This is a genomic window from Butyrivibrio sp. FCS014, assembly GCF_000526935.1.
Lineage (GTDB): Bacteria > Bacillota > Clostridia > Lachnospirales > Lachnospiraceae > Butyrivibrio.
Genome location: NZ_JAHA01000007.1, coordinates 259,303 through 273,157, shown reverse-complemented (window position 1 = coordinate 273,157; position 13,855 = coordinate 259,303). Strand labels below are relative to the sequence as shown.

Sequence of the window (13,855 nt, the reverse complement as noted above, 5' to 3'; positions counted from 1 at the left end):
AGATTATTCCATCCTTTCACTTCTATCCTTTAGTTCTTTAAAGCTCCTTGCAATTGGATCGGAAAAAATCTTTTGACACACTTTTAGCAAAGAATCATCTTCTGCTGATATGTTTTCAAGTTTACAGTCGTTCTTTTCTAACAGATTCTTGATTACCTGAAACCAATGCTTTGATGAAAACTCATCGTCGTCTTTCCCTTGGTGCATCCTTTGTAAAACAATCAATAATGCCGGCAATAGTACTAGACTAAATGCCGTAGATTTAAACCTATTCCGCCCCAAGTTTCTATATTGCTCATACACTTCTTCTGTAAGCCCTATTATTATGTGCTCATCATTGTCTGTATTAACAGCTATAGAACCTCGTTTATCATCACTTAGCTTTTCAATTGTTATAATTGATGGAAGCGAATCCAAATTCCTATCATCATTCTTTATTTTAAAATCTTTAGCCGTTCCCACAGCAATTATTTGATGTGAAGACAGATTAAATGATTGACCCGCATAATCTGGATGAAATCTTTCTGATGAAAAATCTTCGATATCCTCCAACAGCACAATAAAAGTACGTATTTCAATAACCTTCGACACCTCAGCACTGTCTATGCTAAAACTCAAATATGGTTCATATGTTTTTTTGGCCATTCGATAGCATGTCAATGGGCATTCAATATGCGCTACATACTGTGCCTTCCTATCTTCTATCAACTTTTTGATTCCTTTATTATTTAGCTTAAAGCTTAAATCACCACATATTTCTGAAAACTGGGTTTTCACGTCATAGTCTACTGTAAATGAAGACTCTGTATAATCATCTCCATAATCATTAAGAATAGGATATGGGGATAGACTATTTTTTATTCGCATAATAATCAACCTCCATCATGCAATAACCTTCAAAATCCACTTTTATTTCCATCAAAACCGACTCGCCCTTTTTCATATTATCAAGAATAATTGAATTTCCTGATATGCTTGCCACTGTTGTAGACTGGGTACCTAAAATAATCTTTGCTTCTTTAATCGGCAAATCAAAATCGCTCTGTTCGCCAGAAATAGAAAATAGCAACTTTCCTTTTGGAGCGTCAGATGGAGTAATCATCCTCAGTGTATATATTCCATCATCTGCATTCTTACATATAAGCCTTTTCTTAACGCTAATTTCCTTAAACGAGGATGTTTTTCCAGCGCTCTCACCCTGACCTTCTCCGTCATTCGGTCCTGGTTCTGGTCCCGGATTTGGCCCTGGCCCAGGTCCTGGATTTGGTCCTGGTGGGGTAGGTCCCGGATTTGGGCCAGGAACTGGTTGTTTTTCTCGGCTTCCGCCACCCTCGCCAGATACCATCTCATCTATATCCGCCAAATCTAAAGCTTTTGATTTGGATTTGCTGGGCGTCTTATCACTTACATTCAGGGCAAGCACTCTCGTACTCAACTCGTTTTTCTGAAGCTTTTCTTCTTCGCTTTCTATCGAATCAGGAAGGAAATCGCTTGCTCCTATAGCATCCATAGAAGTAGTGTTATCCTTAGCAAAGCATTCTATAACACAACCTTTAATATATTTTTTGAAATCAGTTAGTATGGCTGTATATTTCTTAGTTTCTCCTCTGCATCTACCAGGTTCCCAAGCATCGTGCGAAGGCACTTCCATCTTTTTAAATGCCTCATTCATATTATCTCCATCAATTATCATGACCCCTGAAAACTCAATCGAACCACTTATCCGGTTTTGCTCTAATATGCGCATTCCTGCCCGTCTTGTTATAAGAACTTTTCTATTTAATCCTTCAGATTCTTTTAATAGTAAGGTGCATTCTCCATCCTTGAAGCCGTATTTTTCTCCATATACTTTTGAATCCAACTTGATTTCTTTGATTGTCGGATCATTAGAAGTCAATATATGATAATAATCCAATAATTCTTTCGCCTCATCAGATTCATATGGGTTAATGGCCGACATATATCTTGGAAGACTTTTATTATCAATTATTTTATCCTGTACTCTCACAATTAGTTTCCCTTTTACAATAGAAACCAAGAAATCGTATAAAACGGCATCTATAAAAGTCTTTTCAAAATCATCAACATCATGCATGCCTATTACATATATGTCAGTCCCAGAATTCGTTCTTTTGTAGCTAGCATCAAAAGCAGCCAACTCTGGTATCGCTACAAATCTATTATCATCAGAATAGTAGCATGTACCTGTGGTCCACCCTCCTACAGACTCATCTTCAAATGAGACTAGTTTTGCGACACCTATATTTGACAATAATCCTCTTGTATCTTTCGAAGAATAGAATACTGTTCTTAAGTCTGAACACGCAAAAGATGCAGATTTACCTATTCCAAAGCTTCCGCCTGACCCTTGTCCTTTATTAGAAGATCCGCTTTCTTTTACTAGACGACTCCAGCTTGTTCCTTTTTCACAAGTATCTGTACCTTCTAACCCAATAGTATTATGATCACTTATCCTTAATATTCTTATGTTTTCAGACGATATCACCTTTTCTGCTGCTTCAAAGAACTTATATGCATCAGGCTCAGTTACATTACTTTTCTTACACTTAATAATTGCATCTTGTAATGTATCAACATCTGGAATAGCTTCTCTAGACACATCAAATAAAACAAATTCCACTTCTACTGGTTTATCTGACCCTGGCAAAATCGCATCTAGCGCATTCTGTATATTCTCACGCACCAAAGACTTATTCATATTTGCAGTAAAAGTTTCAATGCCTGCATCGTTTATTCCTACGATAGTAGAATTATTATTTGATATATAGCGCCATTTCTTCATAACTCCACTCCTTATAATTCAAATTTTTTGTTCTTCTGCTTAGCCTGATACTTTGCTTTAGTAAGCCTCAGTTCATTTTCTATTGCCGAAAAGATTTTTTTGATATCTTCATCACTATATTCATAGTTAGATTTATTAGCACAATTTCCCAACAGGCGAAGTTGATCAATTATCTTATTAGTCCTTCCTTCTGCCACCCGTTTGAAGCGTTCGCTTTTCTCTTGTTCTGTCGCCATAAAATACCCTTTCCATTTATGCACTACATTTGCTATTATTAGACAATATTTTTCATATATTGTCAACATATAGCGATGTTTACAAAGCAATAATCATAAATAACACATTTAAACAAAATACTCTTTACATCAATTATTATCCTTTACACAAAGATATATTTTCAATAAAGCTGTTCTAAACATTTTATTTTCAAAATATAATCAACCACAGCTGTTTTTCATACAAAAAAACAGCTAAAGCGAAAATATCGTTTCAGCTGCATATATACTCATTATTCATCTCTTATCTTTGTGTGACAACCGCAATGTCCGTCCCCCATCATTCCCACAGAGTAATGTAAATTTTCACATTTTGTCCTTGTTTTATAAAATACCGTAAACAATTCCTTGACATCAATAGTCACTCAAAGTATGATAATCATTCTTGCATAGCCTTAATTCCACTTACTAAACGGGGAATCATACAGCAATAAATAAACAATTGCTAAACATCCATGAAAATATTGTAAGAAAGCTATTTATTATTATTAAATATAGTAGAATAAAAGACAAAAATATTAGGATGGGTTTTTATATGACAATTAAGTATCCAGAAGATTTATATCCAAAAGAAGTACTGATCAAAGCCTCTTACAGGTTCTTAGATCATTCCTACATTCATATCGATAAAAAAGACGGCGAATATATTGTAACAATCACTCCTAAAGATGGCTCAACTCCTATATCTGAGGGAGACTTTGATAACGAAATGCTTGCACAGGCAGCTCGTTATGTTATATCAACGCGCACAAGAACAATCCGTGAAATAACATTGGGACGTGCCATGGCATCAACAATCATCGAAGGGGAAGCAGATATTGATGACGGAGCAGATATTCAAGATGTTGATAATATACTAAAGGATTGGTTTGAAAATGAATAATTCCGTTGCACTGACAAAAAAATTCTATGACAAGTCCTCTATCCTTGCGGCCATTGCCGCATATAAAGGATTTGCTAATATAAAAATGGATGAAAACCACGAGTATTACATTTGCACTGTAGTATCCAGCAAGCCTGATCCTCAGCTTGTATTAAAAGAGTTTTCAAATTATGTTTTAGGACTCATGAACTTATGATTATACTTCCATTGACCGCAACAATACTTGCTTTAATTCTGGGAATAATTACTTCCATAACTGACATAAGAGAAAATCGCATCAGCAACAAAATATTACTCATTTTCGGAATAGCAGGAATTGCATTAACAATCGCACAGTACATATTAAAAACAAACATAATATGGGGAGCTTATTTTATCAATCTTACCCTTGTAGTTGTATTCTCTTTGATTCTATATATATTGCACATTTGGGCCGCAGGAGACAGCAAATTGCTTTCTGTATTAGGCATTCTTTTACCAGCCAATTACTGTATGCTTGCTGGCAATCTTGTTCCCTGGGGAGTAATAGTAGTTGCTCTTAGCTTTATTGTAAGCTTTGCTTATCTACTATTTGAATCGATATGGCTCTTCATCACTCATAAGGGCAATTTTTCTTTTAAAAATGTCACTAAGAATGCCAAACAATTTTTTATCGCATACATAAGAAATATCATCTATATTTCTTTTGCACTAAAGCTTGAAAACTATTTCGCCAAAGACTGGTTTAACAACCATGGGTGGGCTATTTTAGGAATCAACATAAGCTTAATATTGTTGATTTCCTCATTCGATTTCTTAAAAAAGCTTCCTGCTGTTATTACTGCCCTTATCCTTTCCGTAGCATTATCTATATATACCGGCGAATGGTTCTTGAGTATTGGCAGATTAAAATACTACCTTCTCGTAGTAATAATCATGTTACTAAGACTAATGATAAGCGAGTATAATTACGCAACCATTCCTACTTCTGAAGTCAAAAAAGGAATGATTCTCTCAAGTTTCACTACTATGTTCATGTCTAGATCCAGAGTAAAAGGATTACCCGGTATTTCCAAGGAAGACATGCGCAGCAGACTTACTGCCGAGGAGGCTGAAGCTGTTATAAGATGGGGAGAATCAAAGAACGGCCTTAAAGAAGTTCAGATTGTCCGTAAGGTGCCTTACGCAATCTTTATCTTTAGCGGACTACTTATTTACACTGTAATATGGGGTATAAGCAATTGGCGATAATTTTACAAGGATTCAACGGATCAAATTATATATACAAACTATCTTTCAGCAAAGAACTGGCTGATCAGTATATAAGCGCTGATTTTAACACTTTTTATGTTGCTGACTCTCAAGCTACTCTCTTGCCTGAGAATATATCTTTCAGTTTATCAGAAGAAGAACTGAATTACTTGATTAGTCTCGGTGAGAATGCTTGCATAGAGATTAACAACAAGAAAATTGCCAGTTCATTTGGGATGACCAATGACAACACCTTATACATTACAGATAAATGTAACTCCAACTGTATAATGTGCCCTATGGCAGAGCCTGCCAGAAGAGATGGCCATACTGTTCCATTCGAAATACAGGATGAGCTTATAAGATATATGCCATGTAGAATGGAGCATCTTACAATTACCGGCGGAGAGCCATTTATTATCAAGGAAAAAATATTTGATATCTTGAAGCAGCTAAAAGACGGAAACAAAGCTCAGTCCTATTTGCTTTTATCTAATGGACGTGTTTTTTCAAGCCATGAATATTGCCGCAAATTCGCAGAAGTTGTACCTGAAGACTTTCTGGTAGGAATACCGCTACATGCTCATGTCGCAGAAGTCCATGATACCATATCACAAGCCAAAGGAAGCTTTCTTCAGACAACAGCTGGGATCAAGAATCTTTTGGCAACTAAAATGGTTTCTGTAGAAATCAGAATTGTTGTCAGTAAGCTGAACGCTGAATATCTTCCTTCCTTGGCCAAATACATCTGCAAAAATTTTCCCAACATAGATAGTGTCAAGATTATGGGCATGGAAATGCTGGGTAACGCCCTTGTTAATAGCGACAAAGTATGGATTCCATATGAAGAAGCATTTGAAAACATGCGTCCGGCAATAGATATTCTTGTTGAGAACGCAATTGATGTAGCCATTTACAATTTCCCATTATGCTTTGTTGATCGCCCTTATTGGAATATATGCGCACATAGTATAACAGAGCACAAGATTAAATATGCTGATGCTTGCAGTACCTGTAAAGAGAAAAATGCATGTGGAGGAATGTTTACCGGAACGGATCGCTATCTGGCCAATTCGGTAAAACCAATCTTATAATGATAAATTATTTTAATTTCAAAGAATTTGAAAACGAATACCTTATAACCAATGATTTTGGACGTTATGAATTCATTGACAAAAGCTCATTGAAGACACTAGTTACAGGCAATGCAAACGCTCTGGAACCAGCTCTTCGTGAGAGCCTCACGGAGAAATTCTTTTTGACAGGAGAATCTAGGCAGGCTTACCTAGAGAAAAGCGTTCCGTATTTGAGAGATATGAAATGCCACCTGCTTCAATCGACCGGACTCTTCATATTTGTCATGACTAATAGCTGTAACCTTAATTGTGTATACTGTCAGGCTCAGTCTGAAAACAGTTCCACAAAAGGCTTAATGAGCAAAGAAATTGCTGAAAGGGGTGTAGAAATAGCTCTTCAATCTCCTCTCAGCTCTATAACTGTGGAATTTCAGGGCGGAGAACCACTTTTAAATTTTGAAACGATAAAGCATATCATTGAGTATGCAGATTCAAGAAAAGGAAATAAGGAGATTGCCTACAATCTCGTTTCCAATCTTTCTCTTCTAACAGATGAAATTGCTGATTATCTTTCTGATCACAAGGTTCAAGTATCTGTTTCATTAGATGGAAATGAGCTTGTTCACAATTCCAACAGACCTTTTCGCCAGGGTGGTGGCGGATCTTATAGCGCAGCTATACGAGGAATCAAAATGCTCAGAGACCGCGGAATAAGTCTTGGCGCCATTCAGACCACTACGCGTTTTAGCTTGGATCATGCTAAGGAAATTGTTGATACCTACCTTGAGCTTGGCTTCAATAACATATTCATACGACCACTTACCAAACTTGGTTATGCAAATGACCATTGGGAGAAAATTGGATATACACCAAATGAATTCTTAGCTTTCTACAAAAGAGCTCTTGATCATATTATAGAGATCAACGCTAACGGTACTGTTTTCAGTGAAGGCCACGCAAATATTTTCTTAACAAAAATATTGCATGGATATTCAAGCAACTACATGGAGCTTAGGTCCCCTTGTGGTGCTGCTGTTGGTCAAATTGCTATTTATTATGACGGAAATATATATACTTGCGATGAAGGACGTATGGTTGCTGAGATGGGGGACCCGGCTTTCAAGATGGGAGACGTTTTTACTTCAGACTACAACGCCCTTATTGATTCAGGTGTTTGTAAAACGGTTTGCACAGCCAGTTGTCTCGAAGCAATTCCTGGATGTTGCGACTGTGTTTATCAACCATATTGCGGTGTCTGTCCAGTAATTAACTACGCTGTTGACAATGATTTATTCGCAAAGGCACCAGGCAATAATCGTTGCAAAATTTACGCAGGTATGTTAGACTACTACTTCGGTATCTTACATAAAGATGATAAAAATGTTATTGATATTTTGGAGAGGTGGATACAATGATGGATGAGAATTTTAATTTTCCAAAGCTTGGAAAGAGCGTAGAAAACTACTTGTTTGATGAAGAAGGTAATATTTCAAGAAACAAAGTCTTAGCAGTAGGTTCATTAGTAATCCTTATGAGTATGCTTTACTCAATGGAAGTATTTGCAGGACATCGTTCACATTCATCACATAGATCACATAGTTCACATTCATCTGGTAGCAGTTATAGTCATTCATCACATGTTTCACATCAATCTCACCAGTCACATGTATCAGGATTTGGACACAGCTCAGCTCATAGCAACGCTGCAGCTGCAACCAGTAACAGAGTTACAACTAAAACTACCACTACTGCTCCAGCAGTTAAGGCAACCGTAATATCCGCCCTTGAAGCATACCCTTTAACATCTGGTTGGGACTGCATCTTTAACGCAACATATTACGCAGAGCATAATGCTGATGTTGTTCAGGCAGTAGGAAACACTGCTGATGCTCTTCTTCAGCATTTCAAGGACTATGGCATGGCTGAAGGTCGTCAGGGATGTACCGAATTTAATGTAGATTACTACAAAGCAAACTATGCAGATCTTGTAAAGGCCTATGGCACTGACTTAAAGAGTTACTATATCCATTATAAAGATCTTGGTAAATCTGAAGGACGTATTGGTTACACAAAACTTTCAAAATAAATACTACGAGCAGCCTAATCTGGCCAATGTCATTAAGTTAAGGTGACACTATAAAGATCTCTACATCAGAAATGATGTAGGGGTCTTTTTTTCTGAAAAAATGTTGACATAAAAGCTAAAAAGTGCGGCCGCTTTCGCTACTGATTTTATTTAGAGGTAGCGAAAGCGGCCCTTGAAATTGTAAGCATAATTCTCGATTTCAAGGAGGTGCACATGAAACCCAAACAACTAAAAAATCTTTTGATGTCAAATATTCGTAGAGTAGTGAAAAACTCTAAATTGTATTGCGTCAATCCAGAAAAGGATTTTTCACGCAAAAGGAAACTTACTATGGAGAAATTGATCACAGGCATAATCGGAATGCAAAGTGGAAGCCTGACTAATGAATTGATAGATTTTTTTAATGCATCGTCTGATGTTCCTACTGCTTCAGCGTTTTCGCAACAACGTTGTAAGATCAGTCCTAATGCTTTTCTGAAAGTATTCCGCGAGTTTTCTCATGAAATAACCAGTACATTTAAAGAAGAGATTCATTTATTAGCGGTTGATGGTTCCAGAATTCAAATAGCTACCGCCCCAGAAGATACCGACTCATTTTATCCTGGCTCAAATGGCCAAAAACCATACAACTTACTACATTTGAATGCGCTGTATGATCTTAAGCATTGTATCTATAGTGATGCTATTATCCAAAAAGATAGAATAGCCAACGAACATAAAGCTTTTGCAGAAATGATAGATAGATCAAATATACCAAAAGCCATTGTAATTGCTGATAGAGGCTATGAATCTTATAACAACATGGCTCACGTTCAAGAAAAAGGATGGTATTTTCTTATTCGTATAAAAGATTGTAAACGGTAAAATATATTCCATAGCCAGCGGCATTTAAAATTCCATAGTTTCGGCATTTTATTTTCCATAGATCATGCTTCCAAAGATATACTTTTCTTTGGAGGTGAAGAAAGGTGAAAAGTTGGATGATCTATGAAAAAATTCAAGAACTGAAACGTCACAAACTAAACAAATCGCAGACCAGTAAAAAGCTTGGTATCGACTTCAAGACAGTCAACAAGTACTGGGACATGCCACCCGATGACTTTGCTGTAGCCAGGCAGAATGCTGGTTGCAGACACAAGAAGGCAGACATCTACAAGGAATACGTTGTAGAATGCCTTCAGAAATATCCAGATATGACAGCCGCACAGATTTATGACTGGATCAAAGAGCAAACGGGTAAGAATGAGCTGGAATTCCAGGAACGAGCTTTCAGGAACTATGTTGTAGCCATCAGAGAAGAGTATGGCATCAAAAAGCCTGAGCATCAAAGGCAATACGAAGCTACAGATGATCCACCCTTTGGAAAACAGGGACAGGTCGACATGGGAGAAATAAAGCTTGAAACTCTCTCTGGGCGCACCAAGAAAGTGTACTGCTTTGCCATGGTGCTCTCCAACTCCCGTCAAAAGTATGCTTTGTGGAGAGAACGTCCCTGGACGACGAGCAGCTTTATACAGGCTCATATCAAGGCATTTGAATTCTTTGGCGGAAGGCCCCAGGAAATCGTCTATGATCAGGATAAGATACTTGCAGTCAGCGAGAATCATGGGGATATCATCTATACAGACGAGTTCCAGATATTCAAAGAAACAATCGGATTTGGCGTATTCCTGTGTCATGGAGCCGATCCGGAAAGCAAAGGACGTATCGAGAACGTAGTAAAGTATGTAAAGCACGGCTTTGCTGAGCACAGGATATTTAAAGATATAGACAGCTTTAACGAAGACTGTATCGCATGGCTTGAAAGAACCGGAAACAGCAAGGTTCATGAAACAACAAAAAAGATACCGGCAGAAGTGTTCGCCCTCGAAAAGGAATACCTCATACCAGTATCTGAGTACAGTTTTGAAAAACCTGTCAACGAAAGTATAACCTATCAGGTCCGCAAAGACAACGTGGTACTTTTCCACAGCAACAGATACCGTGTGCCTAAGGGAACTTATTCCAGAGGCAAGAAGGTTTACATGATCACTGAGGGTGGAGAAGTTTCAATCGTTGATGCTGCGACCGGTGAGATATATGCAACACATCCGGTATCTAACGGAAAGGGCGAACTCATTGGATCAACTACCGATGACTACCGCGAGAAAAGCCAGTCATTAAAGGAACTTGAAGCAGATGTTCTGTCTCGGTTCACTGACAGCGAGTCTGCCAGCGAGTTCTTTGAAGAGCTGTATCATCGGAAGCAGAGGTACTACCGTGACCAGCTTCAGATAGTCAAAAAGCTCTTTAATGAATACGAGGGCAGATTCATAAACGGTGCACTTTCGTATTGCCTTGAAAGAGACATTTACTCCGCTGTTGAACTTAAATCAGCCACTGCATATCTGTTCAGTTTTGAAGAGGACAGGAACAAAACAGAGAAACCCGGCAAGGTACAGCTGCCGGAGAAATACAGAGGCGGCAGCCCTGAAATACGCGATCTCAGGATATATGAGAATGCCATGAAGGGAGGTGCGCTGAATGGATAAGATACAGACCTTAAAGACTTCAGCCAGAAGCCTTGGGCTGATACATACAAGAGATGCCCTTGATGAAGTGATCCACACAGCTGAAACCGAGCAGCAAAGCTACCTGGATTTCCTTACATATGTCTTTGACGGAGAGATACTTTACCGTCAGAACAAGGCAAGGGATAAACGAATAAAGGAGGCAGGATTTCCCTACCCTAAATATCTTAAGGACTTTGATCTGACCTTCTGCAAAGCCATAAGCAAGAAGCAGTTCAAACAGCTCACAGAGCTTACCTGGATTGACGGGCTATACAACTTAATACTTTCCGGTCCGCCCGGAGTTGGCAAGACACATCTTGCGATAGGACTTGGATATCAGGCATGTGAAGACGGTTACAAGGTAAGCTACACAACCATGCAGTCGCTGATAAAGGTCCTCCGCACTGAAGAGATTGACCGACATGCAGGTGTAAAGCTTAGAAGGATACGTTCATCAAACCTTCTGATAATAGACGAGGTTGGATACCTCCCCATCACTGCTATTGAAGGGAATCTGTTCTTTCAGCTGATATCAGAGCTTCAGGAACGCACTTCGATAATCATTACTACCAACAAAGGATTTGAAGAATGGACTGAGTTTCTCGGAGATGCAGCGCTTGCAACTGCCATTCTGGACAGGCTCTCCTTCCAGTGTGACAAGATCCCCATGAATGGTAAGAGCTACAGACTTGAGAACAGGAAATCATTTTTAAATGAAACCGGAAAGGATAAGTGAACATATGATAAAAGAACAAGAATACCAGGCTATGCTTGATGAAGAGCTTAAAGAATATCTGAAAGAGACAAAGATGACAGCCAAGGAATGCAAGGCCTTGCGTGAATGGGTGGCGGCAGGTCACAGCGTTCATGAGAACAATGCCATGGCTGTGTGTGAGGGCGGATATCCTATAGATTTCCTCGACATATACCGTGAAGAGGAAGAGCTAAGACAGGCAACAAAAGGCATGAATCCCGAAGACGCCAGAAAGTATATGATGGATTATTACGGATACAGTGATGACTCCAGAAATCATGCCCCAGAGCCTTTGGACGATATCGACTTTTCCAAGCTAAAAGGCAGGGATCTTGACTTCATTTTTGGTAATTAAGCAACAAGGGCTGCCGTTTACGCGGCAGCCCAAGAATAAAGACAAGTATGGAAAATAAAATGCCGCTGGCTATGGAATCTTAAATGCCGCGGATTCGGGAAAATTAAATGCCGAAATTTCGGGAAAAGTACTTGCCGGTTACAAAGATGGAAAAACAGGAATGAAAGAGGGTTATGACCTTCCAAAGAAACCAGAATACGATGTACCTATATCCATGAATTTGATACGCCGACAAAACAAAGAAACCAAAGAGTTATACAAGGACAGGAATCATTATAAATTTATAGCAGCCACTTCGACATTTGATTATCTTCCATCAAAATCAAGAAAAGCAGATCCAACACTTAGTTATAATCTTAGATTCCGGATTGTTCGATTTAAGATCTCAGAAAATGGCTATGAAACGGTACTCACTAATCTTGAACCAGATACATATCCGCCAGAAAAGCTAAAAGAATTATATGCAGTTCGCTGGGGAATAGAAACATCTTTCAGAGACCTGAAATATACAACAGGAATGCTGGATTTTCATTCAAAAAAGGTGATGTGCATCCAACAAGAAATCTACGCACATCTTATAATGTATAACTTTGCTGAAATGATTACCTCGCACGTAGTCATTGATAAAAAGCAAAGGAAACATACATATAAAGCGAATTTTTCGGTTGCAGTGCATATGTGTAGATTGTTCTATCGAGGAAAGGCATCATCACCTGATTTGGAAACCATTATATCAAAAAATCTAGTTCCTATAAGGCCAGATAGACATCGGGAAAGAAAACTAACTGGCAAGATATATCATAGTTTCCTATACAGAGTAGCATAAAAACAATAAGCTGCATAATTTTATTTTGGCGGAGAAAATCCGTCTATTTGCTATGCCCTAAAAAGAAGAAACTGAGGATGAAGAGTAAAATACTTCATCCTCAGTCTGTTGCCATTTTTGTATTGTCATACTAACTTAATGACATTGCCTAATCTGGCTGCTCTTTTTATTTCTATTTCGTTACAAAAAGTCAGCCAAAGCGAATTTCTCGCTTCAGCTGCCTATCTGTACTATCATCCATACTCATCTGCTTATTCAAGCCTACTTTTTCCTGACGAATAGTCAATCACTACCCCCGGCTGCACATTATATACAAAAACATGAAAGTTTACCCCTTCTCCTTTATCTTCAACAGAATAAGCTTCTATTTCTACACCTCTGGCAACCAGCTCATTAAGCTTAAAATATGGGGTCACCCGGTAAAGCACATGGTTTTCTGAATTATCAAGATAATGCATTACTTTCTCTTCCCAAGGGAGCATCGCCTTAACATTCATGTACCTCGTACCGGTAATGAGATTCTTCTCATTGGCATTCTGTCCAGTCAGCGCATATGCGATCAAGTGACATCTGTTATAGAGATATGGAGGATCTGAGTCAACAACACCTTCATATTTGGCCTGCTGCCATCCCGATGGCTTAATCTGCCCAATCCCTTCGCGCGCCTCTGTAGGCATCATAGTTCTATCTAGCATTGCATAAGCAACTCCACACCTGCCCCATCCATCCAATTCACTATAATGCTCTCCTGAAATATTATCTATATCCCATGAGTTAAAGGATGGTTTACCATCATTTAAAACACTGTAATCCGCCCCATCATACAGCGGTATGTCATCCGGATCCCTATCAACTATACTTACAGATCCCTGAGAATCATAAATTAATGATTTCCTTGCTAAATTCTTATATAAAAAACCGCATATTTTAACAAGCACAAGTATAGCCAAACAGACTATAATTGCGCATAATACTATTCTTTTCTTTTTTTCCCTGTATGCCAATCTTTGCCTTC

At 38.4% G+C, this 13,855-nt stretch carries 15 protein-coding genes; 11 read left to right on the top strand and 4 right to left on the bottom strand.

The window, feature by feature from the left end:
* Positions 1-3 precede the first annotated feature (3 nt).
* Genes T456_RS0107740 through T456_RS0107730 form a run of 3 tightly spaced genes read right to left on the bottom strand, consistent with a single transcriptional unit; the run spans position 4 to position 3,039 of the window.
* On the bottom strand, positions 4-867 hold the full coding sequence (locus T456_RS0107740; RefSeq protein WP_024865628.1) for a hypothetical protein: 864 nt from the start codon (positions 865-867) through the stop codon (positions 4-6).
* Positions 851-2,803 carry a hypothetical protein gene (locus T456_RS22765; RefSeq protein ID WP_024865627.1) on the bottom strand — a complete coding sequence of 651 codons (1,953 nt, stop codon included), beginning with the start codon at positions 2,801-2,803 and terminating at the stop codon, positions 851-853. Before T456_RS22765 ends, T456_RS0107740 begins: the two co-directional genes overlap by 17 nt.
* A gap of 11 nt (positions 2,804-2,814) precedes the next feature.
* Positions 2,815-3,039, bottom strand: coding sequence for a hypothetical protein (locus tag T456_RS0107730; protein WP_024865626.1), 225 nt, complete (start codon positions 3,037-3,039; stop codon positions 2,815-2,817).
* 574 nt (positions 3,040-3,613) lie between these two features.
* Here T456_RS0107730 and hxsD point away from each other — a divergent pair.
* From hxsD to T456_RS19475, 11 genes are all read left to right on the top strand, one after another.
* Positions 3,614-3,961: a His-Xaa-Ser system protein HxsD gene (gene hxsD / locus T456_RS0107725; protein ID WP_024865625.1), complete on the top strand. Its 348-nt coding sequence runs from the start codon at positions 3,614-3,616 to the stop codon at positions 3,959-3,961.
* Entirely contained in the window at positions 3,954-4,157 is a 204-nt protein-coding gene (locus T456_RS0107720) for an HxsD-like protein (protein ID WP_024865624.1), read from the top strand. The genes hxsD and T456_RS0107720 overlap by 8 nt, the downstream gene beginning before the upstream one ends.
* On the top strand, positions 4,154-5,191 hold the full coding sequence (locus T456_RS0107715; RefSeq protein ID WP_024865623.1) for a prepilin peptidase: 1,038 nt from the start codon (positions 4,154-4,156) through the stop codon (positions 5,189-5,191). The genes T456_RS0107720 and T456_RS0107715 overlap by 4 nt, the downstream gene beginning before the upstream one ends.
* Positions 5,182-6,285 (top strand): His-Xaa-Ser system radical SAM maturase HxsC, encoded by a 1,104-nt coding sequence (gene hxsC / locus T456_RS19500; RefSeq protein WP_024865622.1) that lies wholly within the window; start codon positions 5,182-5,184, stop codon positions 6,283-6,285. The genes T456_RS0107715 and hxsC overlap by 10 nt, the downstream gene beginning before the upstream one ends.
* Positions 6,222-7,682: a His-Xaa-Ser system radical SAM maturase HxsB gene (gene hxsB, locus T456_RS0107705; protein WP_242835891.1), complete on the top strand. Its 1,461-nt coding sequence runs from the start codon at positions 6,222-6,224 to the stop codon at positions 7,680-7,682. The genes hxsC and hxsB overlap by 64 nt, the downstream gene beginning before the upstream one ends.
* The gene (hxsA3, locus tag T456_RS21165) at positions 7,679-8,353 is read left to right on the top strand and encodes a His-Xaa-Ser repeat protein HxsA3 (protein WP_051464991.1); all 675 of its coding nucleotides are present in this window, start codon (positions 7,679-7,681) and stop codon (positions 8,351-8,353) included. The genes hxsB and hxsA3 overlap by 4 nt, the downstream gene beginning before the upstream one ends.
* A gap of 213 nt (positions 8,354-8,566) precedes the next feature.
* Entirely contained in the window at positions 8,567-9,217 is a 651-nt protein-coding gene (locus tag T456_RS19485; RefSeq protein ID WP_024865620.1) for a transposase, read from the top strand.
* A 104-nt stretch (positions 9,218-9,321) separates the two neighbouring features.
* Positions 9,322-10,884, top strand: coding sequence for an IS21 family transposase (istA, locus tag T456_RS0107685; RefSeq protein ID WP_207640363.1), 1,563 nt, complete (start codon positions 9,322-9,324; stop codon positions 10,882-10,884).
* The gene (gene istB, locus T456_RS0107680; RefSeq protein ID WP_024865618.1) at positions 10,877-11,641 is read left to right on the top strand and encodes an IS21-like element helper ATPase IstB; all 765 of its coding nucleotides are present in this window, start codon (positions 10,877-10,879) and stop codon (positions 11,639-11,641) included. Before istA ends, istB begins: the two co-directional genes overlap by 8 nt.
* Before the next feature lie 4 nt (positions 11,642-11,645).
* Positions 11,646-12,014, top strand: coding sequence for a hypothetical protein (locus T456_RS19480; protein WP_155838047.1), 369 nt, complete (start codon positions 11,646-11,648; stop codon positions 12,012-12,014).
* Positions 12,015-12,174: 160 nt separating this feature from the next.
* Positions 12,175-12,840 (top strand): transposase, encoded by a 666-nt coding sequence (locus T456_RS19475; RefSeq protein ID WP_155838046.1) that lies wholly within the window; start codon positions 12,175-12,177, stop codon positions 12,838-12,840.
* 251 nt (positions 12,841-13,091) lie between these two features.
* Here the strand turns inward: T456_RS19475 and T456_RS0107670 are convergent, their stop codons facing one another.
* A complete protein-coding gene (locus T456_RS0107670) occupies positions 13,092-13,844 on the bottom strand; it encodes a DNA/RNA non-specific endonuclease (RefSeq protein ID WP_024865617.1) in 753 nt (250 codons plus the stop codon).
* Positions 13,845-13,855: the final 11 nt, after the last annotated feature.

What these genes read in the sequence shown, in the direction of transcription:
- T456_RS0107740 (WP_024865628.1), bottom strand. Translation starts at nt 867, where the DNA reads ATGCGAATAAAAAATAGTCTATCCCCATATCCTATTCTTAATGATTAT.
- T456_RS22765 (WP_024865627.1), bottom strand. Translation starts at nt 2,803, where the DNA reads ATGAAGAAATGGCGCTATATATCAAATAATAATTCTACTATCGTAGGA.
- T456_RS0107730 (WP_024865626.1), bottom strand. Translation starts at nt 3,039, where the DNA reads ATGGCGACAGAACAAGAGAAAAGCGAACGCTTCAAACGGGTGGCAGAA.
- hxsD (WP_024865625.1), top strand. Translation starts at nt 3,614, where the DNA reads ATGACAATTAAGTATCCAGAAGATTTATATCCAAAAGAAGTACTGATC.
- T456_RS0107720 (WP_024865624.1), top strand. Translation starts at nt 3,954, where the DNA reads ATGAATAATTCCGTTGCACTGACAAAAAAATTCTATGACAAGTCCTCT.
- T456_RS0107715 (WP_024865623.1), top strand. Translation starts at nt 4,154, where the DNA reads ATGATTATACTTCCATTGACCGCAACAATACTTGCTTTAATTCTGGGA.
- hxsB (WP_242835891.1), top strand. Translation starts at nt 6,222, where the DNA reads ATGTGGAGGAATGTTTACCGGAACGGATCGCTATCTGGCCAATTCGGT.
- hxsA3 (WP_051464991.1), top strand. Translation starts at nt 7,679, where the DNA reads ATGATGGATGAGAATTTTAATTTTCCAAAGCTTGGAAAGAGCGTAGAA.
- T456_RS19485 (WP_024865620.1), top strand. Translation starts at nt 8,567, where the DNA reads ATGAAACCCAAACAACTAAAAAATCTTTTGATGTCAAATATTCGTAGA.
- istB (WP_024865618.1), top strand. Translation starts at nt 10,877, where the DNA reads ATGGATAAGATACAGACCTTAAAGACTTCAGCCAGAAGCCTTGGGCTG.
- T456_RS19480 (WP_155838047.1), top strand. Translation starts at nt 11,646, where the DNA reads ATGATAAAAGAACAAGAATACCAGGCTATGCTTGATGAAGAGCTTAAA.
- T456_RS19475 (WP_155838046.1), top strand. Translation starts at nt 12,175, where the DNA reads ATGAAAGAGGGTTATGACCTTCCAAAGAAACCAGAATACGATGTACCT.